Raw genomic sequence first — 25826 nt, 5'->3', positions numbered from 1 at the left:
CCGGGTCATGGGCGCGTGCGGGGGCGGGGCCGGGCGTACGCGATCGGGTGCGGTTCGCCTCCGGCCACGACGGTGTTGCGGAGGGTGCCGAGCCCCTCCACCGTCATCGTGACCACGTCTCCGGGCCGCAGCGGCGGGAGATCGGTGCGGCCGCGGCCCCACAGTTCGGCGAGGCAGCCGCCGTTGCCGCAGGTGCCGGAGCCCAGCACGTCGCCGGGACGGACCTCCGTTCCGCGGCTGGCGTAGGCGACCAGGTCCTCGAACGGCCAGCCCATGTTCGAAAGCAGGTCACGGCCGATCTCCGTGCCGTTGACCGCGACCGTCATGCCGAGCGCGAGGAAGCCGTCGGCGTCGCGGTACGGCTCGAGCTCGTCGGCCGTCACGAGGACGGGGCCGAGCGTCGTGGCGAAGTCCTTTCCCTTGCAGGGCCCGAGGCGCACGGCCATCTCGCGGACCTGGAGGTCGCGCGCCGACCAGTCGTTGAAGATCGTGTAGCCGGCGATGTGGGCGGTCGCGTCGGCGGGGGCGATGTCGGCGCCGCCCCGGCCGATGACCGCCGCGACCTCGCACTCGAAGTCCAGCCGGGAGCAGCCGGGCGGCACGGCCACGTCGTCGTGCGCGCCGACGAGCGCGTACGGGTTGGTGAAGTAGAACGTCGGTGCCTCGTACCATTCCGCGCCCACCCCGGCCCCGGCCGTCATCCCCTCGACGTGCTCCTCGAACGCGACGAAGTCGCGCACCGTCGGCGCCTCGACCGGGGGTAGCAGCCGCACGCCGGCCAGCGGGACGGCGTCGCCGTCGGCCACGGCACGGGCTCCGGCGTCGGCGAGCCCGTCGGTGCGGAGCAGGTCGAGCACCGTGGTCCCGGCCGGGAGGCGCAGCAGCGTGTCGTCCCGCACGACCCCGCACCGCACCTGCCCGCCGGCCCCGGCGACCGTGGCGAAGCGCATCAGACGGGCGGGGCCAGGAACAGGCCCTGGTCCGGGTCGTTGAACGACTTCCGCGCGACGAACTCGTCCATCCGGTTGGCGGTGCCCCACTGGTCGGACACCTCGGGATCGCTGAAGTCGTGCAGGCCGGGGTGCCAGGTGTCCTCGTCCAGGCGCTCGAGTTCGGTCGTGTACTCGACCGTGTTGCCCTGCGGGTCTAGGAAGTAGGAGAAGGTGTTGTTGCCCGCCTTGTGCCGGCCCGGCCCCCAGATCTTCTCGACGCCCGCCCGCAGCAGCCGTCCGGTGCCGCGCATGTACTCGTCGATCCCGCGCAGCTCGAAGCTCGCGTGGTGCAGGGACGGGTGCGGGCCGCGGGCGACCGCGAAACTGTGGTGCCACGGGTTGCACCGCAGGAACCACATCATGTTCCCCATGCGCGGGTGGGTGAGGACGTCCGACAGCGCGAACCCGAGGTGGCGCTCGTAGAACGCGACGGTGCCCTCGGGATCGGCGGAGTTGACCACCACGTGCGACAGGCGCACCGGGATCGACTCGCCTTCCTCGACCCTGCGGTGGGTCCGCTCGGTGACGTCGGCGGAGATCTCGACCGTGCGGCCTTCGTTGTCGAAGAACCGGAACCCGTAGCCGCCGCCGGGCGTCGCCAGCGTGCCCGGCTCCGACACGAGCGTCACGCCGTCGCGCGCCAGCCGGACGGCGAGTGCGTCGACGTCGGCCGGGGTCGCGGCGCCGAACGCGATGAGGTCGATGCGCTTGTCGGCGGACTGGCGCAGGCGCACGACGTACTGCTCGGGCGAGCCTTCCGCGGCGAGGAAGGACAATCCCGAGTCCGTGGCGACTTCCGTGAGCCCCCACTGGCCCGTGTAGAACGCCTGCTGGACGGCCAGGTCGGGCACGGCGATGTCGACGTGCCGCAGGTGCGTGATCAGGCGTGGTGCCGCGGTGTCCGGCATCAGGATTCCTTTCCGGGGACCAGCCCCAGCTTCCGCGCGGTGCCCCCGGCGATCGCGGCGCGGTCGGCCGCGCCGAGCCCGGCGGCGTCGAGGCGGGCGACCGGATCGGGCACGCCCATGTCGAACGGGTGGTCCGAGCCGAGCACGACCCGGTCGGCGCCGACGGCGGCGACCAGCGCGCGCAGCGCCTGCGGGGTGTGGACGAGCGAGTCGAACCAGAGCCGGCGCAGGTACGCCGAAGGCGCCTCGGCGCACTGCCGGGCCTCACTGCGCACCTGCCAGGCGTGGTCGGACCGGCCGAGGTAGGTGGGCAGGTAGCCGCCGCCGTGCGCCGCGACCACCCGCAGGTCCGGGTGGCGGTCCAGGACTCCCGAGAAGATCAGGTGCGAGAGGGCGACGGCGTTCTCGACCGGTTGCCCGACCGTGTTGGCGAGGTAGAACCGGTCGAGCCGCTCGTCGAGCGAGCAGCCGAAGGGGTGCAGGAACACCACGGCGGCCGTCTCGGCGGCCCGCGCCCAGAACGGGTCGAGCCGGGCGTCCGACAGCTCGACGCCGGGGGCGAAGGAGGAGATCTCGACGCCCTTGAGGCCGAGACCGAGGGCGTCGTCGAGCGCGGCGACGCACAGATCGGGGTGCTGCAAGGGAACCAGCCCCAACCCCGCCAGCCGGTCGGGAGCCTCGCCGACGACGGCCGCCACGCCGCGGTTCGCCGCCCGGCACACGGCGGTCGCGAGATCGGGGCGGGCCCAGTAGTGGTAGTGCGACGGGGACGGCGAAACGACCTGCACGTCCACGCCCGCCGCGGCCATGTCGGCGAGACGCTGACCCACGGTCGTCAGCGCGGGCAGGGCCGCCCGGACCATCTGCCCCGACACGGCCATCGACTCCGCGCCGTGGCGTCGTGCTTCGAGGGCGCGGAGCTCGGCGAGCCCCGGCTCGCCGTCGACCAGCGCCTCCACCTCGGCGACGAGGCAGTGGGCGTGCACGTCGATCACGAGGTCCGCGTTCACGGCAGCTCCTTGAGGAGGGAATTGACGCGGCCCAGCAGCCCGGGCAGGTCGCCCCGCTCGCCGGCCAGCAGCCAGCGGCACATCTGCACCGAACCCTCGACCACCGTGCGCGCGCGGTCGAGCCGGCGGGCGGTGAACGCCGACCACAGGTCCTCGTCCAGTGCGTCGCGGGTGGTGAGCAGCTCGGCCAGGACCAGCGCGTCCTCCAGCGCCTGAGCGGCCCCCTGGGCCAGCGTCGGCGGGCAGCAGTGGGCGGCGTCGCCGATCAGCACGGTGCGGCCGCGGTGCCACGGCCCGTCGAGGAGGTGCCACTCGAACCACGTGTAGTTCACCCGGGACGGGTCGGTCAGGTTCTCGCGGATGTCGTCCCACGCGCCGTGGTAGTGCTCGGCGAGCCCGCGCATGGTGGCGAGCCGCTCGTCGGGGGAGAGCGTGCCGCGGTCCTGGGCGTTCTCGACGAGGTAGGCGTACAGCGTGTCCTCGCCGGTCGGGCAGTACCCCGCGATGTAGGCCGTGCCGCCGTAGACGAGGTCGGTGCGGGTCACCGACGGGGGCCGCCGCGCGAACGCGCGCCAGATTCCCATGCCCACCGGCTCGGTCCTCAGTGGAACGCCGAGCGCGTCACGCGTCCACGACCGCACCCCGTCGGCACCCACGACGAGGTCGTAGCGAGCGCGGATGCCGTCGGAGCATTCGACGTCCACCCCGTGGTCGTCCTGCTCGAGCGAGACGGGCCGGATCCCGGTCCGCACCTTCGCCCCCAGCTCGACCGCGCGATCGACGAGCAGGCGCGCCAGGTCGGGGCGGTAGATCCCCACCGTGGCGGGTAGATCCGGTCCGCCGGTCCGGACGTCGGTCATCTCGGCCAGCAGGGTGCCGTCCGGCGTGCGCAGGCCGGCCGAGCCGAACGCGTACCCGGCCCGCTCCACCCCGTCCCACACGCCGAGGCGACGCAGGACGCGCAAAGCGTTGCCCTGCAGGGTGACTCCCGACCCGAGGGCACCGACCTCCGCCGTGGTCTCGATGACGTCCACCGGCACACCGGCCTCGGCGAGGAGGATGGCGACGCCGAGGCCGGCCATGCCGGCGCCGATGATCCCGACGGACTCCACCGCGGTCACGGCGCGACCACCCGCGTGCGCTGGCCACCCAGCCCGGTGATCGTCCCGGTCATGACGTCGCCCGCGCGCAGCAGCCGGCCGTGGGCGATGCCGTTGCCGGCCGGGCTGCCGGTGAGCAGCAGGTCGCCGGGTCGCAGCGGGATCGTCCGCGACGCGGCGGCGATGATCGCGGCGACGTCGCAGATCATGTCCTTTGTGGACTCGTCCTGCATGACCTCTCCGTTGAGCTCGAGGCGGATCCGCGGATGCGCCGGCACGAACTCCGCGGGCACCAGGTAGGGGCCGAGCGGGGTGAAGCCGGGGGCGTTCTTCGCGCGGAACCAGTCGGAGCCGATCGCCGGCATGTCCCGGCGGAACACCAGGTCGCGCGTGGTCAGGTCGTTGGCGATCGTGTAGCCGGCGACGTGGTCGAGTGCGTGGGCGCGATCCACGCGGAATGCCTCCCGGCCGATCACGACGGCCAGCTCGAGCTCCCAGTCGTGTTGCTCCGAGTAGGCGGGCAGCACGACGTCGTCGTAGGGGCCGGTGATGGCCGAAGGCAGCCCGATGAACAGGTACGGCTCGCTGTCGGCGGTGCGGCGCTCCATCGCCGCGACGGCCTCGGCCCGCACCTCGGCTTCAGGCCGGTCGCCGGGGGCGTGCTTGACCGCGAGCTCGACGACGTGCGTGCGGTAGTTCGCGCCGGCCTGCAGAACCTGACCCGGCACGAGCGGAGGCCGGACCTGTGCTCGCGCCAGCGGGCGGGTGGCCTGGCCGGTCAGCGTGTGCAGCTTCCGCAGCACCGCATCCCAGTCCTGCAGCAGCGCGTGCACGGACGGCCCGAGATCGGAGAGGTCACGCCAGGCGGGTTCCCCGTCGAGGTCGACGACCAGCGCGGGACGCTCCGCGGTGCCGTCGGTGACGGTGGTGAGAGCGAAGGGGGCAACCACGGGCGGTCCTTCCGTTTGCTGTGACGACCACCACTATCGGTGTGGGCCGCCGCATCAGGGAAGGCGAAATCACTGATGTCCCGCATCAGCCGGACGAATGTCGCTTCAGAGGCGCCGGGCCGTCTCGGTGATGACCGACCGCAGCCACGCGTGACCCGGGTCGCGGGTGTGCAGCGGGTGCCACCACAGCGTTTCCACCACCGGCACGACGTCCCAGGGACAGGCGAGCACCCGGAGCCGGTTGCCGGGAGCCAGCAGGTCCGCCAGGTGGCGCTGGACGAGCCCGAGCCGGCGGGTGCCGGCGATGTAGAACGGCAGGGCGAGGAAGCTCTCGACGACCGCCTCGACCCTGGGCTCGATCCCCAGCTGCTCCAGCTGCCGCACAGCGCCGAGAAAACGGGCCGATCCGTGGTAGGTGAGCACCCAGGGCATCTCGGCGATGTCCGTCATGGTCAGCGCCTCGCCGACGGCGTCGTTGTCCTGGTCCGCCACGCACACCCATTCGTCGGTGAACAGGTCGATGGCGGGGAGGTCGAACACGAAGCCGCGCGGCAGGATCATGCCGTCCACCCCGCGCAGCAGGTCGGCCGGGCTGTCCGTCGCGGTGCTCGAATGGGTCTCGAACCGCAGCATGACCCCCGGCGCCTGGTCCGCCAGCACCCGCGCGATCCGCGGACCGAGCACGGCCATGGCGTAGTCCGAGGCCTGCACGGTGAAGGTGCGCCGTGAGGCCGCGGGGGTGAACACGGCCTCGCTGGCGAACACGCGCTCGACCTCGTTTAGCGCGTGTGACGTGCGAAGCCGCAGCGCCTGGGCGAGCGGGCTCAGCTCGGACGTGTTGCCCGAACGGATGAGCAGGGGATCGTCGAAGTGCCGTCGCAGCCGGGCGAGCGCGCCCGAGAGCGCGGGCTGGGACAAGCCCAAGCGCGCCGCGGCGCGTGTCACGGACCGTTCCTCCAGCAGGACGTCCAGCGAAACCAAGAGGTTCAGATCCAGGTTCGACAGCTGCACGGCGGCCTCCAGGTCATCAGTCTCATCGATGACGGGTATACGCGAAATCAGCTTCCCGGGGGAACCACCGCGGACGAGGGTGAACGCATGAGTGACGACGCTGTGGGCGATCCCCGGGTCGAGGACCTGGGTGGCGGCATCTACGCCTACGTGCAACCCGACGGCGGCTGGATGATCAACAACACCGGGATGCTCGTCGGGCGGTCCGGCACGGTCGCCGTCGACACCTGCTCGACGGAGCGGCGCACCCGCGCGTTCGCCGCCGCCATGCGGGCCGTGTCGCCGGGACCGGTGCACACCCTCGTCAACACGCACAGCCATCCCGACCACACCGCAGGCAACGGATGGCTGCCCGGGGCCACGATCGTCGCGCACGAGAACACCCGGTCCGAAATGCTCGCCATGGCCGCCACGCCACCACTGACCGGGATCTTCGAGGAGATCGACGAGGGCTCGCTCCCGCCTGCACCCCCGTTTTTGACCTACCGCGAGGGCGTCACGTTGTGGGTCGACGACCTGCGCTGCGAGGTCCGCCACGTGGGCACTCCGGCGCACACCACGAACGACTCGGTCATCTGGGTGCCGGAGCGGTCCGTGCTGTTCGCCGGCGACCTGCTGTTCGCCGGCGGAACACCGTTCCTGCTCTCCGGTTCGGTTTCCGGCTCGATCGCGGTCCTCGAGGACGTGATCCCCGCGTTCGGCGCCACGACGATCGTGCCCGGCCACGGTCCGGTGTGCGGCCCCGAGGTCATCGACGACGCGCTGGGGTACATGCGTTTCGTCCAGGAGGTCGCGAAGCAGGGTGTCGCGGCCGGGCTCTCGCCGCTGGAAGCCGCCCGTCAGTGCGACCTCGGTCCGTACGCCGGCTGGCTCGACAGCGAGCGCATCGCCGGCAACCTGCACCGCGCCTACGCCGAGGAGAACGGTGCCGCGCCGGGCGCCCGCATCGACGTCCCGGGCGCGTTCCGCGACATGGTCGCCTACAACGGCGGCCGCCCGCTGACCTGCCGGGCGTGACGGGGTGAACGTCAGTCCTCGATCAGGGCCAGTTGCTTGCTGATCTCGCCGTGGTTGGCGTCGCCCACGACCTTCTGCAGGAACGGGGTGTGGTCGAAGACGAAGTCCCGGAGGGGCCGCAGGGGCGCCGGGGCGTGGTGGAAGACCTTGCCGAGGATCCACGCCTGCTGGACCTGACGGGCAGTGTGGGGTTTGCGCGGGTCCTCGTAGCTCCGCAGGCACCGCTGTACCGCGGTGAAGTCGCCGAGGTCGACGCCGCGCAGGGCGCGGCCGAGGAAGTAACCGTCCTCAATGGACATCCCGGCGCCGTAGGCCGCGTACGGTGAGGTCGGATGGGCCGCGTCGCCCACGAGGGTGGCCCGCCCCCGGGACCACTGCTTCAGGCGGGGCCGATCCCGCAGGACCCAGTGCTGCACGTTGCCCGGCTCCGTCCGGTCGATCAGGCCGGGCAGGGGAGCGAGGAACCCCTCGGCCAGCGCGGCGGCCGCGGCCTTGAGGTCGGCCGGCGCCGGGGCTCCGGGATCGGTGGCGGCGAGCACCCACCACTGGAAGCCGTCGCGGCCCTTGTACCGGATCGAGGTCCAGCTTCCCTGCACCGTCGCGCTGTGCGTCAGGACGGACTTGTGGGGTTCGGTGCCGGCGACGTCGTCGAAGGTGAAGCCGCCGAAGATGTGCAGCCGGTGCTCCCGCCGGGGCGCGTCGCCCCACAGCGTGCGCCGCACCAGCGAGTCGATGCCGTCGGCGCCGACGAGCAGCTCGTGGTCTGCCGTGGTGCCGTCGGCGAAGTGCAGGGTGACCGCGCGGTCGTCCTGCTCGATGCGGCTCACGTGCTGGTTGAACCGGATGGTGCCCGGCGGGATGGCGGCGAGCATCCGCTCGTACAGTTCCGGCCGCAGCAGCCCGATGAACCCGCCACCGTAGGCGCTCTTGGTCTCCGGGTCCTGCTCGACGTGGACGCGGACGTGGCCGTGGATGTTGCGGAACTCGGTGTTCGTCGGCGAGCCGAAGTCGTCGATGTCCACGCCGAGCGCGCGCAGCGCCTTCAGCGGCGGCGGCCACAGGTTGAGGATGTTTCCCGCCGGGCGTGCCTCGCGGTAGCGCTCGTAGACGACGACGTCGTGCCCGGCCTGAGCGACGGACAGGGCCGTGGCCATGCCGGCCGGACCGGCACCGAGGATGGCGACGCGGCCGCGGGGTGGGTCAGAGTGCGGGACGGCCATGGGAGACCTCGCGACGTCGAGCGGAAACAATAGCGAGCGCTACTGTTTCGTCAGTTTGTAGCGTGCGCTACGGTTCTGTCAAGGTCCGGGACGGCGGGAGGGCGGCGACATGGGCGAGGAGGACCTCGAGATCCGGCCGCCCAAGCAGCGGCGCAGCCGCGAGGCGTGGAACCGGGTGCTCGACGCCGGGGTGGCGCTCCTGGAGGACGGCGGGTACGAGGCGTTCACCATCGCCGCCGTGTGCGAGCGGGCCCGCGTGGCGCCGCCGGCGATCTACGCCCGCACCGCCGGCAAGGAGGCGCTCTTCCTCGCCGTCTACGAACACCGCATCCAGAGCATGCGCGCGGAGCACCAGGTGTTCGCCGACGACCGCCGCTGGAGCGGCCTGCCGGCGGCCGAACTCGTCCGGGCGGCGGTGGCCGAAACGGTCGGCATGTTCTTCCGCCACGAACGGTTCCTGCGGGCCGTCATCCTGATCTCCGCGTCACACGCCGAAATCCGCCGCCGGGGTTCCCGCTACAGCCAGGAGCTCGGGAGCGGATTCGCGCACGTGGTCCTGCGGCTGGCGGACACCATCACGCACGCCGACGCCGAGACCGCGGTCAGCTCCTGCTTCAGCACCGTGTTCGCCGCATCGGTCATCCGGGTCGCGTACGGCCCGGAATTCGCCAGCCCCCTGCCGATCGACGACGACGCGTTCGTCGCCAACCTGCAGGAGACGGCGGTGCGCTACCTGCTGTCCGCCTGACAGCGCCGCGCCCGTCGTCGGTCAATGCGGATTTACCGCCCTTTGCGACACGGATTTCGTGAGCGAAATTGCCGACCATTGTTGCTTGTGTACAAGACGTGAAACGGCAATAGTCTCCTGGCGGCTAAATCGGCCCTCCGGAATACGTCCGATTTGGCCGGGTCTGATTGTTGTGTGCCCTACGACCAGGGAGCTGCATATGCGGCGTTCGTCGCTGATATTCCGTCCCGTCGTCCTCGCCGCCATCGGTGGTTTGGTGCTGGCCGGATCGACTCAAACGGCGGCGCTGGCCGCTCCCGTGGCGAGCGCCGACAGCGCGCCGCAGGCGGTGATCGTCGTGCTGGGGGACCAGCTCGCCGCCGCGCCACCGACGAAGGCCGCCTCCGGGAGCAGACGCGACCAAGCGACCAGAGCGCAGAATGCGGTCCTCGGCAAACTCACCGGACCGGCGCCGTCGAACGTCAAGCACTTCGCGGTCGGCAATGCCTTCTCCGCGACCGTCAGCCCGGCGCAGGCGGCCGCGCTCGCGCAGGACCCCGCGGTGGCCTCCGTGCTGCCGGACAGCAAGGTCACGCTGCCCGCGCCGACCACGCCGGCGGCCGGGGCGAACGCGACGGCGCCGAACGCGCAGCCCGGAACCCCGCAGGCGCCCGGCGCCATCTGTCCTTCCGATCCCGCGAAGCCGCTGCTGGAGCCGGAAGCGCTCACCTCGATCCACGCCTTCAGCACCGACGGCTCGAAGAGCGCGTCCGACCTCGCCGACGGCTCCGGCGTGAAGGTCGCGTTCCTCGCCGACAACATGGATCCGAACTACGCCGACTTCATCCGGCCGGACGGGTCCAAGGTGTTCTCGGACTACCAGGACTTCTCCGGTGACGGCCCGGCGACCACGGACTCCGGCGCCGAGGCCTTCGGGGACGCGTCGTCGATCGCCGCGCAGGGCACCGTCGTGCACGACCTCTCGAAGTTCGTGAACCAGGCGCACCCGCTGCCGCCCGGCTGCAATATCGTCGTCAAGGGCGTTTCGCCGGGCGCGAGCCTGGTCGGGCTCAACGTGTTCGGCTCGACCGCGACGAACTCCGCGATCCTGCAGGCCATCGACTACGCGGTGACGGTCGACCACGTCGACGTCATCAACGAGTCGCTCGGCCTCAACCAGTACCCGGACACCAGCTCGCGCGAGCTGTTCCAGGTGTTCAACGACGAGGCCGTCGCCGCCGGCGTCACGGTCACCACCTCCAGCGGCGACGCGGGCACGACGTCCACCATCGGCAGCCCGGCCACCGACCCGCTGGTCATCTCCGCCGGCGCGACCACGGACAACCGGCTGTACGCGCAGACCGCCTACGCGGCTTTCCCGTTCTCCAACGGAAAGTGGATCAGCGACAACATCTCCGCGCTGTCCTCCTCGGGCATCACGCAGAACGGCCGCACGATCGATCTGGTCGCACCCGGTGAGGGCAACTGGGCCGATTGCGAACCGAATTTCGCGGAGTGCCGGACGTTCCAGTCGCCGACGCAGGGCGCGGACCTGGAGTCCTTCGGTGGCACCAGCGAATCGGCGCCGCTGACCGCGGGCGTCGCGGCGCTGGTCATCCAGGCCTACCGCGGCACGCACCACGGCGCGTCGCCGGCGCCGGCCCTGGTCAAGCAGCTGATCACCGGCACCACGCGCGACCTCGGCCTGCCGGCCGACGAGCAGGGCTCCGGCCTGCTGGACGCGCGCGCGGCCGTCGAGGCGGCCACGACCGCGCCCGGCACCACCGGCGTCCCGGCCGGGGTCTCGTCGAACATCGCGCTCTCGACCGACCAGCTGACCCTCGAAGGCGCGCCCGGCAGCACCCAGACGGCGACGGTCAAGGTGTCGAATGTCGGCACCAAGCCGCTCACGGTGTCCACCGGCACGCGCGGGTTCGCGCCGCTGTCGACGCAGACGCAGACCGTGCCGTTCGACTCGGCCACGCTGCCGGCGTTCACCTACTACAACGGCGCGCAGTGGGCGCGGAAGACGGTGAAGTTCAGCGTCCCGCCGGCCACCGATCGGCTGCTGACGAGAATGGCGTGGCAGGGCAGCCCCAAGACGGTCAACGGCGCCCCGGTCACCCCGGTGGTGCGGCTGACGCTGCTCGCGCCGGACGGCACGTTCGTCGCGAACAGCCGCCCGCAGGGTGGCGCGGCGACGGCGAACTACGCCAACGTCGACGTCCGGCACCCGGCCGCGGGCACCTGGACGGCGGTGCTGTACTCCGCCGCGGGCGCGTCAGGCTACACCGGTGACATCCAGCTGGCCGCGGACGCGCAGCGCGCGGTGTCCTACGGCCAGGTCTCGCCTCCGGTCCTGAACCTGGCGCCCGGCCAGACCAAACCGGTCAAGCTTTCGTTGCAGACTCCGGCTTCGGGCGGCGACGCCGACTACTCGGTGACCTTCGGCAGCTCCGACGGCCACCAGACGTCCGTGTCGGCGGTGCTGCGCTCGCTCATCCCGACCGGGACCGGGACGGGCACGTTCAGCGGCACGATCACCGGCGGCAACGCCCGCGCGGTGTCTCCCGCGCAGACGTTCAGCTACGAGTTCGACGTGCCCCGCGGCAAGAAGGACCTCGACGTCGCCGTGCACCTGTCCGACCCGGGCACGATCGTCGACGCCGTCCTGGTCGACCCGAACGGCGAACTCGGCGACGTCAACAGCAACATTTCCCTCGCTTCGCCGACGACGGTGGCGCAGGGCCCCGCGGTGCAGCTGACCGACGCGAACCCGCTGCCCGGGCGCTGGCACCTGGTGCTGGTGGTGCAGAACCCGGTGACGGGCAAGGAACTGCGGCAGCCGTTCACCGGGACCGTCGCCTTCGACCGGGCCTCGGTGTCCGCGCCGGCGCTGCCCAGCGGCGGCAAGCTGGCCGCGGGCCAGGCGGTCACGGTGCCGGTGACCGTGCGCAACACCGGTGTCGAGCCGATCGCGGTCGGCGTCGACGCCCGCACCGACACCGCGCAGACGCTGCAGCCGGTCGCGATCGGCGGGCAGACCGAGGTCGACCTGCCCGAGCCGGGGTCGATCGCGCCGGTCTACGAAGTGCCGCCGGACACGACCAAGCTGTCGGTGGCCACGTCGTCGACCGTGCCGGCCCAGGTCGAGCTGCAGGGGTCGGCCGCCGGCATCGACGTGTTCGGCGACCTGAAGAAGGCGCAGGGCGGCAGCACCGTCTCGGTCGCCACGATCGGGGAGAAGAAGGGTTACGTCACCAAGGGCATCTGGTTCGCCGACGTGCAGGAGCTGGGCCCGTTCGGGCCGGCCGGCACCCCCGCCGGGCACGCGAGCTACACGTCGTCCTTGGTGACCGCGGGCTTCGACCACGCCGTGACGTCGTCCACCGGAGACCCGTACGACCAGGCGATCGACCCGGCGGGCACGGGTGGCACGCCGGTGATCATCCAGCCGGGCCGGAGCGCGGTCATCCAGGTGACGATCACCCCGTCCGGCAGCCGGGGCACCGACATCGCCGGCCACCTCAACCTGGCGACGGTCCCGACCCTGCCGACCGGCGCGACCGGCCTGCCGGAGGAAGGCACCGGCGAGGTCATCGCGACCCTGCCGTACCACTACCGGATCGGCTGACGTCGGTGGCGGCCGCCGGCTCCGGTCGGGAGCCGGCGGCTCGCCGCGGCGGATAAGACGCTTACTGCGCGGATTCGCTCGCTTCGGCTTGACGCGCGTCGCCGAGGTGGTCGATCCGGAGCGTCTCCGCGATCCGGGCGACCAGCCACGTCTCCGCGGCCGGATAGCTCCAGCCGAAGTCGCCAACCAGGCGGCGCCAGGACGGGTAGCCGAGGAAGTACGCCAGCACGTCGACCGCTTCGCCGGTCGATCCCGGGAGCGCGCCCAGGTCCCGCAGGCGCGCGGCGACCACGCCGAGACCGCCGCGAAAGCCCTGGTCGGCCTTGGCCGCGGCGGCCGCGGCCCCGTCGTCGGCGCGTCCCGTCGTGAGCATCAGCTCGAAGACGTCGGCGTACTCCTGAGCGCCGAACCGGGCGGCCGCCACGCAGCCGCGGAGGACTTCGCCCGGGTCTTCGGTCTCGGTGACGCGGTCGGCCGCCTCCCGCAGGCGGGTGTCTGCCGCGGCGCTGGAGACCAGCTCGTCCAGCAAGCGCGGCTTTCCGCCCACGCTCGCGTAGACCGTCGCCGCCGCCACCCGTGCGGCCGCGGCGATCTCCTGGATCGTGGTCGCGGCGTACCCGCGTTCGGCGAACCGCCGGCGCGCCGCGTCGAGGATGGCTTGCCGGGTCTGGGCGGCGGCCTCTCGGCGGCGCGGCGAGTTGTACGAGGTAGCGGGCACGGCAATGACTATAAGGCACGTTAGTTGACAAGAACGCTACTCTGATCAATATGCGAATCCTCTTGTCGACCGTGCCCGCGCACGGCCACCTGATCCCGCTGCTGCCGGTGGGGCGGGCCTTGGCGGCACGTGGTCACCAGGTCGGCGTGCTGACCGCGGGCGCGCTGGCGCCCGCCTTGGAGAACGAGCCTCTCGAGCTGGTCGCCTCGGGGCCGACGATGGACGTGGTGTTCGCCGAGTCCGCGCGCCGCAACGGTGACGACGGCTCGACGGTGCCCACGTTCGCGATGGTCGCGACCTTGTTCGCCGACGTCCGGGTCGGCCTGGCCGGCGCCGAATCCCTGCACGCCGCGCGGGAGTGGCGGCCGGACGTGGTGGTGCACGAAGCCACCGACCTGGTCGGCCCGCTGGTCGCGGCCGCGCTCGACGTCCCGCTGCTGACCCACGCACTCGGTCCCGGCCATCCACCCGAGCTGCTGAAAGCCTTCGCCGAGGCCGCCGCGCCGCGCTATGCCGAACTCGGCGTCGACGCTCCCGTCGAGGCGGTCGGCGGGAAGTACCTGGACATCTGCCCGCCCACGCTGCAGTTCCCGGGCTGGCAGCCGCCCGCCGACCGGGTGCCGCTGCGCCCCGAGCCGCACACGGTTTCGCCGGCCGCGCCGCCGGTGTTCGACGCACCGGCCGAGGGCCGCGGGCGAGTGCTGGTCACCTTCGGCACGCACTTCACCGCGCCCGAGATCGTTTCGCCGGTCGTGCGCGGACTGACCGGGCAGGGCTTCGAGATCGCGGTCACCGTCGGTCTCGGCCGGTCCGCCGCCGACTACGGCCTCGCGGACGACGTGCGGCTGGTCCCGTTCACCCCGATGGCCCGGCTACTGTCCCATGTGGACATCATGGTCACGCACGGCGGCGCCGGCAGCGTGCTGTCCGGTCTCGCGCACGGGCTGCCGCTCATCGTGGTGCCCCAGGCCGCGGACCAGTTCATCCAGGCCGAGCTCGTCGCCGCCTGTGGAGTGGGTGTCGCCGTCCGCCCCGGCGAGGACCTCGCTCGGGCGCTCGATCGGGCCGCCGATCCGGTGGTGGGCGAGCGCGCCCGGGCGGTGGCCGCCGAAATCGCCGCGCTGCCTGACGCGGCCGCGCTGGCCGAATCGTTCCCCGCCCTGGTGGAGGCGCTCCGATGACCGACCGGTACAGCGACCCGGACATGGCGTCGTGGAACGCGAAGATCATGGCCGAGTTCCGCGCGAATCACGGCAAGGTCGGCGGGGTGTTCGCCGACGTCCCGCTGCTGCTGCTCACCACCGTCGGCGCACGCAGCGGCCGCGAGTCGACCACGCCGCTGGGCTACCTGCCCGACGGCGACCGCCGGATCATCTTCGCCACCAATGGCGGCCAGGCCCGCAACCCGGCGTGGTACCACAACCTGCTGGCCCAACCCCGGGTGCGCATCGAAGTCGGCACCGGAACCGGCATCGAGGAGCAGGTCCGCACCGCCTCGGTGCTGACGGGCGCCGAGCGTGACGCGCTGTGGAACGACCAGGAGTCCCGCGCGCCGGTTTTCGCCGAGTACAAGAGCAAAACGGATCGGCTGATCCCGGTCATCGCCTTGGCACCACCTGATCACTGACCCGTGCGGTGCCCGCCGGCCGTTGACCGCGACCGGCGGGCACCCTGCTCACGTGCTCGACGTCAGCACCTTGCCGACGAGCTTCTCGACCTGCTTGACGCCCGGCCGGCGTGTCGACCAGCGGCGGAAACCCGCTGGCGGCCGGAGGTCGGCGAGCCGGATCGGCATCGAGATCAGGGTGGTGCGGGCACCATCCGGCGGCCCCGGGGTCGTCCTCAGTGCCCCGCGAACCGGTGCAGGGCGTCGAGCACGGCCGGGGCGGGGGTGGCCGGGTGGTCGGCGTCGTGCAGCAGGTGGTCCACTCCGGGCAGCGGCACCCGGCCCGGTCCGCCGGTGTGCGCGCGGCGCAGGGCGGCGGTCAGGGCATCCGTGGTGGCGCACGGGACCTGGGTGTCGTTCGTGCCGCAGGTCAGCAGCACCCGGGTTCCCGGGCGCAGGGCCGCGGCGGCGTCCGGTGGGTAGACGGCGTCATCGCTGTCGACGAACCGGCCGCTCGGCCCTTGGAAGGCCGTGAAGAGCTGGGCCAGTGCGGGCGGCAGGCCCGTGGTGTCGACCGGCCGGTGGGCACGCAGGGCGGTGACGGCGGCGTCGATCGCCGCGTCGACGGCGTCCTGCTGTTCCGTGGTGAGCTGGCCCTGCCGGGCCGCCTCGGCGGTCTGGGCGTGCAGCTGCAGCGCGACCAGGTCGAGCAGGCGGATCGCCTGCGGTTGCAGCAGTCCCACGCCGGCCGGGCGCGGGCGGACCGTGCCGCCGAGCAGCAGCGCGGTCATCCCGCCTTCGCTGTGCCCGATGACCAGTAGCGCGTGCGGGTCGGTTTCCGGCTGGTCGCGCAACGTCGCGTAGGCGGCCTTCGCCTGCCGGACGAAGGCGGGGTAGTCGAGGGTTTCCGGGTGGTCGCGGTAGGCGCCGAGCCCGGTTTTTCCGGTGCCGTACTTGTCGAAGCGGAGCGTGGCGACCCGGTCGGTGCCGAGCGCGCCGGCCACCAGCGCCAGGGTGTTCTGGGCCGCGGGCGGCTGGCTGCCGTCGCGGTCGGTGGGACCACTGCCGGGCAGCAGCAACGCGGCACGCAACCGTTGCCCGGCACGGTGTGCGGGCACGTGCAGGGTGCCGTAGGTCGCCGTCCCGTCGACGGTGAAGACGACTTCGCGGTCGGCGGCCGGCACGAGGCAGGGGGCCGCCTCGGCGGGGGTGGCGGTCACGGCGGCCAGCGACAGCACGGCCGCGGCGAGGTGGGGGAGCATCGGTTTCCTCTTCAGCGCAGGGCGTTCTCGACGAGCGCGACGGTCGTGCGCGGGTCGTCGACTTGGAGGACCAGGCGGGAGTAGCGCTCGTCGGCGAGTTCGATCACGACGGCCTTCGACGCGTCGCGGACGTCCCAGAAGACCTTTTCGCCGTCGAGGTGGAACGTGCCCGCCGTGATCACGCCGGGCAGGTGGGCGCCCGGGGCCCGGATGCCTTTGGGGTCGGCGGCGATGCCGGGGTCCGCGGTCGCGCCGCGGACGTTGGCCAGCGGGATGGTCAGGCTGCTCTTGAAGGCCCAGAGCTTGTCGAGACCCTCCATGACGACGACGAGCTCGCCGCCGTCGATGCGGACCGTTGCCATGTCGGGTTTTCCTTTCAGTCAAGGGGATCGAGGTGCCGGGCCAGCGCGGCGCCGACACCGTCGGGGTTGCCGCGCAGGCGGATGCCCAGTGCGGCGGCGGTGAGGGCGGCGGCCAGCGCGGCGGGAACGCCGAGCGCATCGGCGATCGCCTGGTCGAGGGTGGCCAGCGCGGTAGCCACCTCGGCGGCGACTTCCTCGTCGGCCGGCGCCCGGTCGACCGCTGCGAGCACGAGCAGCCCGAGGTCGGCCGACGTGACCAGCCGCAACGCGTCCGCGGCGTCCGCCGCCCCGGCCAGCGCGTCGGCCAAGGGGCCGACGTCGTCGGCGAGGTGGCGGCGCAGGGCGACCAGGTAGAGGCCCCGTTTGCTGCCGAACGTCTTGTACAAGCTGTTGCGGTGCACGCCGAGGTGGGTGACGAGGTCGTTGACGGACACCCCGTCGTACGCCCGTCCCCCGAACAACTTCACGGCGGCGTGCACCACTTCGTCCTCGTCGAACGCCCGTCGCCTGCCCATGCCAGGACGATAGCCGTTTGAGGAACGATCAGTCAAGAACGACCGTTCCTCAAAATTCGCACTCGCTGCGAACTCCGTCGTTGACTCTCGCACTACCTTGTGGCAATACTATCCGCACTACGGAAGACTTTACCACTGTATGGAAAACGCAAGGAGGCGGCATGCGGGTGTCGGTGCTGGGACTCGGCGAGGCCGGATCCCTCTACGCGACCGGCTTGGTCGAGCACGGCTGGACCGTCGCGGGGTTCGACCCCGCCGACAACGCGACCCCGGCCGGGGTGCAGCGGGCCGCCACGCCGGAGGAGGCCGTGCGCGGTGCCGAGCTGGTGCTGAGCCTGGTCGGTGGCCGCGCCGCGGAAGTGGCGGCGCGCTCGGCCGCCGGGTCCCTCGACCCGGACACGGTCTACGTGGACATGAACGCGACCGCGCCGGACGTGAAGCGCGTCATCGCCGAGCTGGTCGGTGCCGCCCGGTTCGCCGATGTCGCCGTGATCGGCTCGGTCCCCGCGCACGGCTCCGCCACGAGCGTGGTCGTCAGCGGGGCGGGCTCGACGCGGGCCGCCTCGATGTTCCGCCTGCTCGGCGCCCCCGTGGAGGACATCGGCGGGGAGCCGGGGGCCGCGTCGGCGCGCAAGCTGCTGCGCAGCATCTTCATGAAGGGCATCGGCGCGCTGATCGTGGAGTCGGTCCTGGCCGCCCGGGCGGCCGGTGCCGAAGACTGGGTGCGCGCGCAGATCGCCGGTGAGCTCTCCGGCGGGGACGCGGCGCTGAACCGCTTGTACGACGGCACGCTCAAGCACGCGTCTCGGCGCGCCGGTGAAGCCGACGCCGCCGCGCGGCTGCTGGATTCGCTCGGGGTGCTCCCGTCGATGACCCGGGCGACCGCCGAGGTGCACCGGGGCCGCGCGGACGCCGCCCTCACCCCCGCGGAGGACCTGCTGGGCCAGTTCGAGGGCCTGGCGGTGGCCAACCTCGGCGACGCGCGCGATCGTATGGGGATGCTGGACGGCGGGGTCCGCGCCCTGTGGAAGGGCGCGCGGGTGGTCGGGCGGGCCCGCACCGTGTGGGTCCCCCGAGGGGACAACCTCGCCCTGCACCGGGCCATCGCCGTCTCCCGGCCGGGGGAGGTGCTCGTCGTCAACGGCGGCGGCGACACGAACCGGGCCCTGCTGGGCGAGCTGATGGCCGAGCGCGCGAAACGCCGTGGCGTCCTGGGCATCGTGGCCGACGGCGTCCTGCGTGACGTCGGCGAGCTGGAGAAGATCGGCTTCCCGGCGTGGGCGCGCGGCGCCTGCCCGGCCGGCCCCTACAAGAACGGTCCCGGCCAGGTGGACGTGCCGGTCGCGGTCGGCGGGGTGGTGGTCCGGCCCGGCGACCTGGTCGTCGGCGACGACGACGGCGTCATCGTGATCCCGGCGTCCGAGGCGGCCTCGAGCCTGCTGGGCGGCCGGGCCGTGGAAGCCGACGAGGCGCAGCGCCGCGCCGCGATCCTCGCCGGGACCGCGTGATGACCGGGGTGTGGGCGCTGCTGGCGTTCGTCGCCGTGATCATCGTGTGGAACGCGGTGTTCAAGAGGAACATCGGCGAGGCGATGATCCTCGGCTTCGTCGCGGTGGGCGCGTTCGCCGTGTTCGGCGGGATCGAGGACGGCGGATCGCCGTGGTCGGTCATCGGCGAAGCGGTGGCCGACGCCATGCAGGAAGAGGTCACCTTCGCCGGGCTCGCGTTCGTGTTCATGTCTTACCTGCTGACCAAGACCCCGGTGCTGGACAAGCTGATCGACCTGCTCAACTCGGTCCTCGGCCGGCTGCGCGGCGGACCCGTCTACACCGCGACCGTCGCCGGCGGCATCTTCGGGGCGATCGCCCACGTCGGCGCCGCGGTCACCGCGGCGGTCGGTTCGGTGACCGTGCCGTGGATGCGCCGCTCCGGCGTCAAGCCGGAACTCGCCGCGACTGTGGTCGCCGGCGGCGCCGGGATGGGCGTCAGCTTCCCGTTCTCCGCCACGATGTTCATCCTCGTCGGCGGGCTCACCGCGCAGGGCATCATGCAGGCGGACGAGATCGTCAAGCCGCTGGCCATCGCGGGCCTGTGGTGCCTGGGCTACCGGATCGTGCTCGCGTGGTTCCTGGTGCGCCGCAACGGGATCGAGCCCATCGCCGAAGGCGACCGCGTCCCGTTCGGGCGCAGCCTGCGGTCCGGGTGGACGTCGCTGACGCTGTTCCTGCCGATCCTGATCCCGCTGCTGCTCACCCGCGGCCCGCTCGCCGAGGCGCTGGGCACCTACTCCGGCGTCGGGGACGCGCTGAAGAAGCCGGTCGCGCTCGCCGACGGCACCAAGCTGCCCGCCCAGCCCTACGAGATGCCCGACGTGGTCAGCCTGATCACCTGGATCCCGGTCCTGATGATCGCGCTGGTGCTGTTCCTCGGCCGCAAGCACCTGCCGCGCACCGCGTCCGGCTGGTGGTCGACCATCGGCAAGGTCGCCCCGTCCTTCGGCGTCATCGGCATCACGATCGTCGCCGCGTTCTCCGCCTCCAACGTCCTGGCCGAGCTGGGCCTGGCCGACCAGCTCAAGAGCGTGCTGTCCGGGCTCGACGCGCCGGGGTGGATCATGGCGATCGCCATCGGCGTGATCGTCGTGGCCATCGCGATCCCGCTCACCGCCAGCGCCACCATGGCCGCCGTCGGGCCGGTCGCGGTCGCCGCCCTCGTCGGTGCCGGCATCTCCGCGCCCGTCGCGGCCGCCGCCGTCCTGATCTTCGCCTCCACCGAAGGCGCGTCCCCGCCCTCGGGTGCACCGATCTACGTCGCCGCCGGCATCGCCAGGGTCGACCCGGTCAAGACGTTCCTGCCGCTGCTGAAGTACTACTGCCTGCCCATCCTCGCGCTCGGCGTCCTGATCGCCGTCGGCGTCCTCCCCACCTGACCGGAAGAAGAGGTCCATGAGTTCAGCGTTGAACCAGTCCACGCACCCGCCCGCCACGGCGACCCGCGTCGCCACCTCCCTGTTCGCCCTTTCCGTGGTGTTCTTCCTCCTCGCCGGCCTGGCGATCGTCGTCGGGCAGATCGGTGCCCTCGCCGCCGGCGACGCGACGGCCGCCCGGCACTGGGCCTCGGCGCTCGCTCCCTACGCCTTCGGCGGCGCTTCGGTGTCCGGGCTGCTGTCGTTCGCCCTGTCCTACCGCCGCGAGGACCCCGACCGTGACTGAGCTTCGCCGGGACGTGCCCACCTACGCGGAACTGGGTGCGCACGTCCCGCCGGGCTCCAGCTGGCACGTGTTCGACCAGCACCCCGAACGCGGCACCGCGAACTTCGCGGGACCGGCGCACGTCGCCGCGGCCGCGGCGACGGTGACCCGCGGCGCGGTGTTCTCGCTGGACTTCGCGCTCGACGCCTTCGACCCGCCGATGGCCCGCGCCCGGTCGGCGCCCCGCCACGAGCTGCTCGCCGCGCACGCCGAAGCCCGCGACGACGTCCTGCACGGCTTCTACCTGCAGGCCACTTCGCAGGTCGACGGCCTGCGCCACCGCCGCGCTTCCGGGTACGGGTTCTACAACGGCGTCCCCGACGAAGACATCCGCGCCGGGCAGCCCGCGCTCGGGGTGCAGCGCTGGGCCGAGCACCCGATCGCCGGTCGCGGCCTGCTCATCGACGTCGAAGGGCTCCTCGCCGCCGAGGGCGCACCGCTGGACCACCGGCGGGGACCGGCGCTGGACGTCGACGTCCTCGACCGTGCCCTGCGCGCGCAGCACGAGCGGGTCCGGCCGGGCGACCTGGTGCTCGTCCACACCGGCTGGGCACGCTGGTTCCTCGACGCCGATCCGGCGGTGAGAAGCGAAGTCCGCGACGCCCGCCGCGCCACCGGCTTCCGCCAGACCCGGGAACTGCCGGAATGGTTGTGGGACAACCAGGTCGCGGTGTTCGCCACCGACACGTTCGCCGTCGAGGTGCTCCCGGTCGCCACCGACACCTACCTGGCCAGCGCGCCCGAAGACGCCGGGATGATGCACCAGGAGCTGATCGCCAAGCTCGGCGTGCCCCTCGGCGAACTGTGGAACCTCACCGCCCTGGTGGCCGACAGCCGGGCTCACGACCGCTGGGACGCGCTGGTCACGGTCAAGCCGCTGCACCTCGTCGGCGGCGTCGGGTCCCCGGCCAACGCCACCGCCCTCCGGTGAACGTTCACCACTGTGTGGAAAGATGTGGCACATGGTGGAGCAGGCGAAACCCGCGACCAGCATGCGCTCGCTCGAGCGAGCCATCGACATCCTCGAGGTCATGGACTCCAGCCAGCACACCCTGCGGCTGACGGAGGTCGCCCGCCGGGCGGACCTGCCGATCGCCACGACCCAGCGCATCCTCGGCGTGCTGGAGGCGCGCGGGCGGGTCGAGAAGGACGACAAGGGGTACCGCGCCGGCGCCGGTCTGCTCTTCGGCGCCCACGCCTACCTCACGACCAGCCCGCTGCTGGCCGCGGCCCAGCCCGTTCTGCAGGACCTCGCCGCCGCCACCGGCCTGACGGCGTCGCTGTTCAAGCGCATCGGCTGGTCGCGGGTGGTGCTCGCCCGCGTCGGCGGCGCGACCCCGCTGCGCTACGAGCTGCCGATCGGCGAGCGCCTGCCCCTGCACCTCGGCGCGGGCAAGGCGCTGACCGCGCAGATGGACGGCGGGGAGCTCACCGATTTCCTGGCGTACCTGGAGAAGAACTCCGTGGCCGTGGACCGCGAGCCGTTCGTCGCGGAGCTGGAGAGCATCCGGGACCGCGGCTATTCCGAGGCCCGCGGCGAACGCGAGCCCGGCATGGCCTCCGTGGCCACGCCGGTGACCGATCGGGGCGGAGCCGCCGCCGCGGTGCAGGTCACCGGCACGTTCGCCGACCTGCCGGAGGACCGAGTGGCCGACCTCGGCGTCGAACTCCAGCGCGCCGCCCTCGCGATCAGCCGCCGCATCGCCTGAAGCGGGCTCGTCGACGCGGATCAGGTCATGCGGTCACCGCCGGCTTGACGGTTTCCGCGGCGAATTCGCGGAAAGTGGTGGGGGTGGTGTTCTCGGGAGTGCGGGGCGTGGCGTTGTTGATGCCGCGTTCGGCCGCGAGGTCCATGTCCACCATGGACTGGGCCATCGCCTCCGAGAACCCGCGGTCGGCGAGGAATCGCTTGACGGCGGCGCGTTCTCCCGGCTCGTACCGGATGGGCGTGCCGAGCACCTTGGTGAGGATTTCGGCGACGTCGTCGTGGGAAAGGTCGTCACCGCCGAGGGACTCGACCGAGTCCTGCCCGGTCCAGGTGCGGTCGAGCACGCCGAGGAGGTGCCGGACCGCGCTCGCCTGGACGCCGACGTCGACCTCGACCGGATCCGGCGGCATCTCCATCGCGTCATGCCGCCACCGGCGTGACCGGGGGACCGGGCTGTTCGCGTGAGCAGATAGCCTCCATCGACGAGATCGCGTCGTTCTACGAGATGCTCGGCTTCGAGATCACCTATCGGCAGACGCGGCCGAACTGGATCCGGATCTACACGGCCGCCCAGGCAGCCGAGGCGCGGACCAAGCTCGCCAGAGCCCTGGAGAACGCCGCGAGGCAAGCGGACGCCCGCGGCGACGAACGCCAGGGGCTGAAGATCCTGGAAGGCGCGTTGAAGCGGGCGACCGGCGACGAACCGGAGCTGCCGGCGGCGCGGGAGTACCGCGACGAGCTCGTCGAACGGATCAAGGGGTCCTAGCCTCACGGGAGAGCGGCCGACGGATTTGCCGCGGCGATCCCCCGGCGTGAGTTTCCGCGGCAGAGACAGAAAATCAGACAAGTTGCGGGAAAAGTCTGGACCACGCGGTCGGCCGGTTCTCACACTTGTGGGTGAATATCCCCCCCGTCCCCGGAGGTGGCACCCAGGATGCGGCGAAGGAACGTTCGTGGGCGCAGTGTCGTCGGCCTCGCCGCTTCGGCTCCGCCCTGACCCCGCTTTTCCTTGCTGGACAACGACTACTGCCGTGCCCGCGGCCGCCGCGCGGTTCGACCACGCATCGGCGGTGTGGTACTGAAACCCCTCGGCAAGACCGTCGACGATATTCCGGCGCGGTGCCTCGGCTGAACCACACCTCGGTGTGCGCGCCGGGGAAATCCGTTCCCCGCCGGGCGAAAAAGGTCCGCTGACGCCCGTCCCCCCGCTGATCCGCGCGCGGCCCCGCGCGCTCTTTTTCGTGCGCCCCGAGTCGGTCCTGGGGCCGGCAAACCCTGCCCTGGCGTCGGATCCGGTGCCGGTCGATGCCTTTTGAGGCAAGGAGTTCCGATGCGAAAAACCCTTAGTGTGCTCGCCGCCGCGGTGTTTCTGAGCGTGCCGGCCACCTCGGTCGCCACGGCTGCCCCGATGGCGGTGGAAGGCACCGCCGTGGTCGGTGCGGTCGACGGCACCACCCAGGTCGCCGCCGCCGACCGGTTCCGGGAGATCCGGACCGGCCACGCCGCCCGCCGCGCCCCGGACGTCAACATCCACGACGACTGGGGCGTCTACACCGGCGGCAGCGCGGTCACCGGGCAGGACGCCATCCAGTCGGCCTACAGCGACCTCACCGTCTCCGGCGACACCCTTTACGCTCCGACGATGAAGGCCCCGAGGTCGTGCGTGGAGCTGGTGACCGCCTACAACAACGGAGCCAAGCAGGTCTGGGCCTGGGACTGGTGCGTCGGCGTGAACGTCGCCAAGTCGGTCAACATCGACGCCACGTTCCGCACCACCTACGTGGCCTCGGTCAACGGGCACGATTCCTACCACGGCAAGGTGGAGCAGACCGACGCCGGCACGAACACGTGGACGGCGTCGCTGTTCAACTACCGCGCCAACCGGTGGGACACCCTCTACACCCAGCGCGGCACCGACCAGTCGCAGGACAACCGCAGCTGGAACATCTTCGAGATCTACGCCGGCGGCAGCACCACTGCGGCCTACTGCACCGCGCTGGGCAGCCGGACCATCGAAAGCAGCAGCTACAAGATCAAGCTGAACGGCTCCTGGCAGGCCGCGGGCACCGGCAACACTTCGGTGATCTCCAACTCGTCGACGGCGAACTTCCTGTGCCCCAACCTGTCCCGCACCGTGGTGCACGCCAACGATCAGTGGCAGGTGCACCGCTGACCCTCCGCTGTCGCGGGTGTCGAGGACCCGGCCGGTCAGGCTTGGCCGCGGGCGGCGTGCGTCAGTCCGCCGTGGTCAACCGCAGCGTCGCGATGCCGCGCATGTCGAGCGTCGTGCCGGCCGGGGCTTCGGCGTAGCGGAGCAGGACCTGGTCGCAGCCGGGGCAGCGGGCCACGTAACCCATCGGGGCGCCGTACACGCGGGCCGCCGCCAGGGGGCCCGAGCGGCCGCAGCCCGCGCACGCCGCGACCGCCGTGGTCACCTCGGCGGTGAACACGGTGCTCAGCGGCCCGGCCAGGGCGTTGCCGTCGAGGTGTCCGTCGGTCATCTCAGCCTCCGAAGCGTTCGGCGCGCACGCGGGCCGGGTCGTGGCCGGCGTCGATCAGCAAGCCCGTCACCGTCTCGACGAACGACGTCGGGCCGCACACGTAACAGGTCGGTTCTTCTGCGGCCGGCAGCCCGTACGCCGTCAGGTCCGCCGCGTCGATCCGGTGCGGCGTGCGCTCCACGCCGTCCGGTGCTTCCCGCGTGTACAGCAGGGTCACGTCCGGGCTGTCCAGCTCACCGGCGAAGTAGACGTCCGAAGGGGTGCGGACCGAGTAGAGCAGCCGGAACGGCGGGCTCGCCGCCGAGCGGGCTCGCAGCATCGCCCTCAGCGGGGCGATCCCCGAGCCGCCGCCGATCAGCAGGACCGGGCCGGGTTGCTCCGGCCGCCACACGAACCAGCCGCCGAGCGGGCCGAGCAGCTCGACCTCGTCCCCGACCTCGATGTCCCGCACCAGGTACGGCGAGACCTCGCCGTCGGGGACCAGCTGCACGGTCAGTTCGACGAACTCGCCGTCGGCGGGGGCGGACAGCGAGTAGCTGCGCTGCGCGGTGTAGCCGTCCTCGGCCGTCAGCCGGACGTCGGCGTGCTGCCCGGCGAGGTGTCCCGGCCACCCCGGCACGGCGAATCGCAGGGTGCGCGCGGTGGCCGTCTCGTCGCGGGTCTCGACGAGCCGGGCGGTCAGCCGGCGGTGGCCTAGTCGCCGTCGTAGCGCTGTTCCCGCCACGGGTCTCCGTAGTTGTGGTAGCCGAGCTCTTCCCAGAACCCGGGCTGGTCGTCGAGCATCAGCTGCAGCCCGCTGATCCACTTCGCGGACTTCCAGAAGTACAGGTGCGGCACGAGCAGCCGGACGGGCCCGCCGTGCACCGGCTCCAGGGGCTCGCCCTCGAACTCGAAGGCGAGCCACGCCTTGCCGTCGAGCACGTCCTCCAGCGGCAGGTTCGTGGTGTAGCCGCCGTGGCTGTGCGCCAGCACGTAGTCCGCGGCGGTGTCGACGTCCTCCAGCAGGACGTCGAGCGACACACCGCGCCACGTCGTGCCGAGCTTCGACCAGCGGGTGACGCAGTGGATGTCGACGGTCGGTTCCTCGGCGGGCAGCGCCATCAGCTCGGCCCAGGTCCAGGCGTGCCGCTCGCCGCTCTCCGCGGTGACGGTGAACGACCAGTCGTCGGCCGAGACCGGCGGGGTCGGCCCGGCGGAGAGGACGGGGAAGTCTTCGGTGAGGTACTGACCCGGCGGCAGGGCGGGGTCCTGCTCGCGACGCCCGTGGAACGCCCGGCTGAACACGGCCACGCCAGCCCCTTTCGTCGGGCGCCCAATCTAACCCACCCACCGGC

General features: G+C 72.1%; 27 protein-coding genes. 12 read left to right on the top strand and 15 right to left on the bottom strand.

Annotation, left to right across the window (positions count from 1 at the left end; all coding sequences use genetic code 11):
- Positions 1 to 5: 5 nt before the first annotated feature.
- The 6 genes from SD460_RS44320 to SD460_RS44295 all read right to left on the bottom strand — a co-directional run bounded on the left by SD460_RS44320 (position 6) and on the right by SD460_RS44295 (position 5971).
- Positions 6 to 950 carry a fumarylacetoacetate hydrolase family protein gene (locus SD460_RS44320; protein WP_290051565.1) on the bottom strand — a complete coding sequence of 315 codons (945 nt, stop codon included), beginning with the start codon at positions 948 to 950 and terminating at the stop codon, positions 6 to 8.
- Positions 950 to 1900, bottom strand: coding sequence for a VOC family protein (locus tag SD460_RS44315; protein WP_290051563.1), 951 nt, complete (start codon positions 1898 to 1900; stop codon positions 950 to 952). Before SD460_RS44315 ends, SD460_RS44320 begins: the two co-directional genes overlap by 1 nt.
- Positions 1900 to 2910, bottom strand: coding sequence for an amidohydrolase family protein (locus SD460_RS44310; protein ID WP_290051562.1), 1011 nt, complete (start codon positions 2908 to 2910; stop codon positions 1900 to 1902). The genes SD460_RS44315 and SD460_RS44310 overlap by 1 nt, the downstream gene beginning before the upstream one ends.
- On the bottom strand, positions 2907 to 4031 hold the full coding sequence (locus SD460_RS44305) for an FAD-dependent monooxygenase (RefSeq protein ID WP_290051560.1): 1125 nt from the start codon (positions 4029 to 4031) through the stop codon (positions 2907 to 2909). Before SD460_RS44305 ends, SD460_RS44310 begins: the two co-directional genes overlap by 4 nt.
- The gene (locus SD460_RS44300) at positions 4028 to 4960 is read right to left on the bottom strand and encodes a fumarylacetoacetate hydrolase family protein (protein WP_290051558.1); all 933 of its coding nucleotides are present in this window, start codon (positions 4958 to 4960) and stop codon (positions 4028 to 4030) included. Before SD460_RS44300 ends, SD460_RS44305 begins: the two co-directional genes overlap by 4 nt.
- Positions 4961 to 5065: 105 nt before the next feature.
- On the bottom strand, positions 5066 to 5971 hold the full coding sequence (locus SD460_RS44295; protein WP_290051557.1) for a LysR substrate-binding domain-containing protein: 906 nt from the start codon (positions 5969 to 5971) through the stop codon (positions 5066 to 5068).
- Positions 5972 to 6058: 87 nt separating this feature from the next.
- On the opposite strand from SD460_RS44295, the gene SD460_RS44290 reads away from it, so the two are divergent.
- Positions 6059 to 6988 carry an MBL fold metallo-hydrolase gene (locus tag SD460_RS44290; protein ID WP_290051556.1) on the top strand — a complete coding sequence of 310 codons (930 nt, stop codon included), beginning with the start codon at positions 6059 to 6061 and terminating at the stop codon, positions 6986 to 6988.
- An 11-nt stretch (positions 6989 to 6999) separates the two neighbouring features.
- Here SD460_RS44290 and SD460_RS44285 read toward each other — a convergent pair whose 3' ends face one another.
- A complete protein-coding gene (locus SD460_RS44285) occupies positions 7000 to 8208 on the bottom strand; it encodes an FAD-dependent oxidoreductase (protein ID WP_290051555.1) in 1209 nt (402 codons plus the stop codon).
- Between the two features lie 109 nt (positions 8209 to 8317).
- On the opposite strand from SD460_RS44285, the gene SD460_RS44280 reads away from it, so the two are divergent.
- The gene (locus SD460_RS44280) at positions 8318 to 8956 is read left to right on the top strand and encodes a TetR/AcrR family transcriptional regulator (protein ID WP_290051554.1); all 639 of its coding nucleotides are present in this window, start codon (positions 8318 to 8320) and stop codon (positions 8954 to 8956) included.
- A 199-nt stretch (positions 8957 to 9155) separates the two neighbouring features.
- Entirely contained in the window at positions 9156 to 12569 is a 3414-nt protein-coding gene (locus SD460_RS44275) for a S8 family serine peptidase (RefSeq protein WP_318307703.1), read from the top strand.
- Positions 12570 to 12630: 61 nt separating this feature from the next.
- On the opposite strand, the gene SD460_RS44270 is transcribed toward SD460_RS44275, so the two are convergent.
- Positions 12631 to 13287 (bottom strand): TetR/AcrR family transcriptional regulator, encoded by a 657-nt coding sequence (locus tag SD460_RS44270; protein ID WP_318307702.1) that lies wholly within the window; start codon positions 13285 to 13287, stop codon positions 12631 to 12633.
- Between the two features lie 50 nt (positions 13288 to 13337).
- Here SD460_RS44270 and SD460_RS44265 point away from each other — a divergent pair, with 50 nt between their 5' ends.
- Both SD460_RS44265 and SD460_RS44260 read left to right on the top strand, forming a co-directional pair.
- A complete protein-coding gene (locus SD460_RS44265; RefSeq protein WP_290051549.1) occupies positions 13338 to 14468 on the top strand; it encodes a glycosyltransferase in 1131 nt (376 codons plus the stop codon).
- Positions 14465 to 14914, top strand: a complete 450-nt coding sequence (locus SD460_RS44260; RefSeq protein ID WP_290051548.1) for a nitroreductase family deazaflavin-dependent oxidoreductase — start codon at positions 14465 to 14467, stop codon at positions 14912 to 14914. Before SD460_RS44265 ends, SD460_RS44260 begins: the two co-directional genes overlap by 4 nt.
- A 215-nt stretch (positions 14915 to 15129) precedes the next feature.
- Here SD460_RS44260 and SD460_RS44255 read toward each other — a convergent pair whose 3' ends face one another.
- Genes SD460_RS44255 through SD460_RS44245 form a run of 3 tightly spaced genes read right to left on the bottom strand, consistent with a single transcriptional unit; the run spans position 15130 to position 17032 of the window.
- A complete protein-coding gene (locus SD460_RS44255; RefSeq protein WP_318307701.1) occupies positions 15130 to 16155 on the bottom strand; it encodes an alpha/beta hydrolase family protein in 1026 nt (341 codons plus the stop codon).
- An 11-nt stretch (positions 16156 to 16166) separates the two neighbouring features.
- On the bottom strand, positions 16167 to 16517 hold the full coding sequence (locus tag SD460_RS44250; RefSeq protein WP_318307700.1) for a hypothetical protein: 351 nt from the start codon (positions 16515 to 16517) through the stop codon (positions 16167 to 16169).
- Positions 16518 to 16531: 14 nt separating this feature from the next.
- Entirely contained in the window at positions 16532 to 17032 is a 501-nt protein-coding gene (locus SD460_RS44245; RefSeq protein WP_318307699.1) for a TetR/AcrR family transcriptional regulator, read from the bottom strand.
- Between the two features lie 161 nt (positions 17033 to 17193).
- Here SD460_RS44245 and SD460_RS44240 point away from each other — a divergent pair, with 161 nt between their 5' ends.
- From SD460_RS44240 to SD460_RS44220, 5 genes are read left to right on the top strand one after another with little or no spacing between them, the layout of a single operon-like run.
- On the top strand, positions 17194 to 18540 hold the full coding sequence (locus SD460_RS44240; RefSeq protein WP_290055587.1) for an RraA family protein: 1347 nt from the start codon (positions 17194 to 17196) through the stop codon (positions 18538 to 18540).
- Positions 18540 to 19961 (top strand): TRAP transporter large permease subunit, encoded by a 1422-nt coding sequence (locus tag SD460_RS44235; protein WP_318307698.1) that lies wholly within the window; start codon positions 18540 to 18542, stop codon positions 19959 to 19961. The genes SD460_RS44240 and SD460_RS44235 overlap by 1 nt, the downstream gene beginning before the upstream one ends.
- A 16-nt stretch (positions 19962 to 19977) precedes the next feature.
- Positions 19978 to 20244, top strand: a complete 267-nt coding sequence (locus SD460_RS44230) for a hypothetical protein (protein ID WP_290055589.1) — start codon at positions 19978 to 19980, stop codon at positions 20242 to 20244.
- On the top strand, positions 20237 to 21214 hold the full coding sequence (locus tag SD460_RS44225; protein ID WP_290055590.1) for a cyclase family protein: 978 nt from the start codon (positions 20237 to 20239) through the stop codon (positions 21212 to 21214). The genes SD460_RS44230 and SD460_RS44225 overlap by 8 nt, the downstream gene beginning before the upstream one ends.
- 31 nt (positions 21215 to 21245) lie before the next feature.
- Positions 21246 to 21992, top strand: a complete 747-nt coding sequence (locus tag SD460_RS44220) for an IclR family transcriptional regulator (protein WP_290055591.1) — start codon at positions 21246 to 21248, stop codon at positions 21990 to 21992.
- Positions 21993 to 22017: 25 nt separating this feature from the next.
- Here SD460_RS44220 and SD460_RS44215 read toward each other — a convergent pair whose 3' ends face one another.
- Complete coding sequence (locus SD460_RS44215) at positions 22018 to 22407, bottom strand: Rossmann-fold NAD(P)-binding domain-containing protein (protein ID WP_290055592.1); 390 nt, start codon at positions 22405 to 22407, stop codon at positions 22018 to 22020.
- A 20-nt stretch (positions 22408 to 22427) separates the two neighbouring features.
- Here SD460_RS44215 and SD460_RS44210 point away from each other — a divergent pair, with 20 nt between their 5' ends.
- Entirely contained in the window at positions 22428 to 22757 is a 330-nt protein-coding gene (locus SD460_RS44210; RefSeq protein ID WP_318307697.1) for a DUF8817 family protein, read from the top strand.
- A 564-nt stretch (positions 22758 to 23321) separates the two neighbouring features.
- On the top strand, positions 23322 to 24164 hold the full coding sequence (locus tag SD460_RS44205) for a hypothetical protein (RefSeq protein WP_290062449.1): 843 nt from the start codon (positions 23322 to 23324) through the stop codon (positions 24162 to 24164).
- Positions 24165 to 24225: 61 nt separating this feature from the next.
- Here SD460_RS44205 and SD460_RS44200 read toward each other — a convergent pair whose 3' ends face one another.
- The 3 genes from SD460_RS44200 to SD460_RS44190 are packed head-to-tail and all read right to left on the bottom strand — an operon-like array spanning position 24226 to position 25782.
- The gene (locus SD460_RS44200; RefSeq protein WP_290062447.1) at positions 24226 to 24492 is read right to left on the bottom strand and encodes a DUF6510 family protein; all 267 of its coding nucleotides are present in this window, start codon (positions 24490 to 24492) and stop codon (positions 24226 to 24228) included.
- 1 nt (position 24493) lies between these two features.
- Complete coding sequence (locus tag SD460_RS44195) at positions 24494 to 25216, bottom strand: ferredoxin reductase (RefSeq protein WP_318307696.1); 723 nt, start codon at positions 25214 to 25216, stop codon at positions 24494 to 24496.
- A complete protein-coding gene (locus SD460_RS44190; protein WP_290062442.1) occupies positions 25186 to 25782 on the bottom strand; it encodes a sulfite oxidase-like oxidoreductase in 597 nt (198 codons plus the stop codon). Before SD460_RS44190 ends, SD460_RS44195 begins: the two co-directional genes overlap by 31 nt.
- Positions 25783 to 25826 lie beyond the last annotated feature (44 nt).

This window comes from Amycolatopsis solani, from assembly GCF_033441515.1.
GTDB lineage: Bacteria > Actinomycetota > Actinomycetes > Mycobacteriales > Pseudonocardiaceae > Amycolatopsis > Amycolatopsis solani.
The sequence above is the reverse complement of the archived record's forward strand: the minus strand, read 5'-3'. Positions and strand labels throughout refer to the sequence as shown.

Excerpts from the sequence above, each read along its gene's own strand:
- SD460_RS44320 (WP_290051565.1), bottom strand. The coding sequence starts at position 950 with ATGCGCTTCGCCACGGTCGCCGGGGCCGGCGGGCAGGTGCGGTGCGGG.
- SD460_RS44315 (WP_290051563.1), bottom strand. The coding sequence starts at position 1,900 with ATGCCGGACACCGCGGCACCACGCCTGATCACGCACCTGCGGCACGTC.
- SD460_RS44290 (WP_290051556.1), top strand. The coding sequence starts at position 6,059 with ATGAGTGACGACGCTGTGGGCGATCCCCGGGTCGAGGACCTGGGTGGC.
- SD460_RS44285 (WP_290051555.1), bottom strand. The coding sequence starts at position 8,208 with ATGGCCGTCCCGCACTCTGACCCACCCCGCGGCCGCGTCGCCATCCTC.
- SD460_RS44280 (WP_290051554.1), top strand. The coding sequence starts at position 8,318 with ATGGGCGAGGAGGACCTCGAGATCCGGCCGCCCAAGCAGCGGCGCAGC.
- SD460_RS44275 (WP_318307703.1), top strand. The coding sequence starts at position 9,156 with ATGCGGCGTTCGTCGCTGATATTCCGTCCCGTCGTCCTCGCCGCCATC.
- SD460_RS44265 (WP_290051549.1), top strand. The coding sequence starts at position 13,338 with ATGCGAATCCTCTTGTCGACCGTGCCCGCGCACGGCCACCTGATCCCG.
- SD460_RS44260 (WP_290051548.1), top strand. The coding sequence starts at position 14,465 with ATGACCGACCGGTACAGCGACCCGGACATGGCGTCGTGGAACGCGAAG.
- SD460_RS44255 (WP_318307701.1), bottom strand. The coding sequence starts at position 16,155 with ATGCTCCCCCACCTCGCCGCGGCCGTGCTGTCGCTGGCCGCCGTGACC.
- SD460_RS44250 (WP_318307700.1), bottom strand. The coding sequence starts at position 16,517 with ATGGCAACGGTCCGCATCGACGGCGGCGAGCTCGTCGTCGTCATGGAG.
- SD460_RS44245 (WP_318307699.1), bottom strand. The coding sequence starts at position 17,032 with ATGGGCAGGCGACGGGCGTTCGACGAGGACGAAGTGGTGCACGCCGCC.
- SD460_RS44240 (WP_290055587.1), top strand. The coding sequence starts at position 17,194 with ATGCGGGTGTCGGTGCTGGGACTCGGCGAGGCCGGATCCCTCTACGCG.
- SD460_RS44235 (WP_318307698.1), top strand. The coding sequence starts at position 18,540 with ATGACCGGGGTGTGGGCGCTGCTGGCGTTCGTCGCCGTGATCATCGTG.
- SD460_RS44230 (WP_290055589.1), top strand. The coding sequence starts at position 19,978 with ATGAGTTCAGCGTTGAACCAGTCCACGCACCCGCCCGCCACGGCGACC.
- SD460_RS44220 (WP_290055591.1), top strand. The coding sequence starts at position 21,246 with ATGGTGGAGCAGGCGAAACCCGCGACCAGCATGCGCTCGCTCGAGCGA.
- SD460_RS44215 (WP_290055592.1), bottom strand. The coding sequence starts at position 22,407 with ATGGAGATGCCGCCGGATCCGGTCGAGGTCGACGTCGGCGTCCAGGCG.
- SD460_RS44205 (WP_290062449.1), top strand. The coding sequence starts at position 23,322 with ATGCGAAAAACCCTTAGTGTGCTCGCCGCCGCGGTGTTTCTGAGCGTG.
- SD460_RS44200 (WP_290062447.1), bottom strand. The coding sequence starts at position 24,492 with ATGACCGACGGACACCTCGACGGCAACGCCCTGGCCGGGCCGCTGAGC.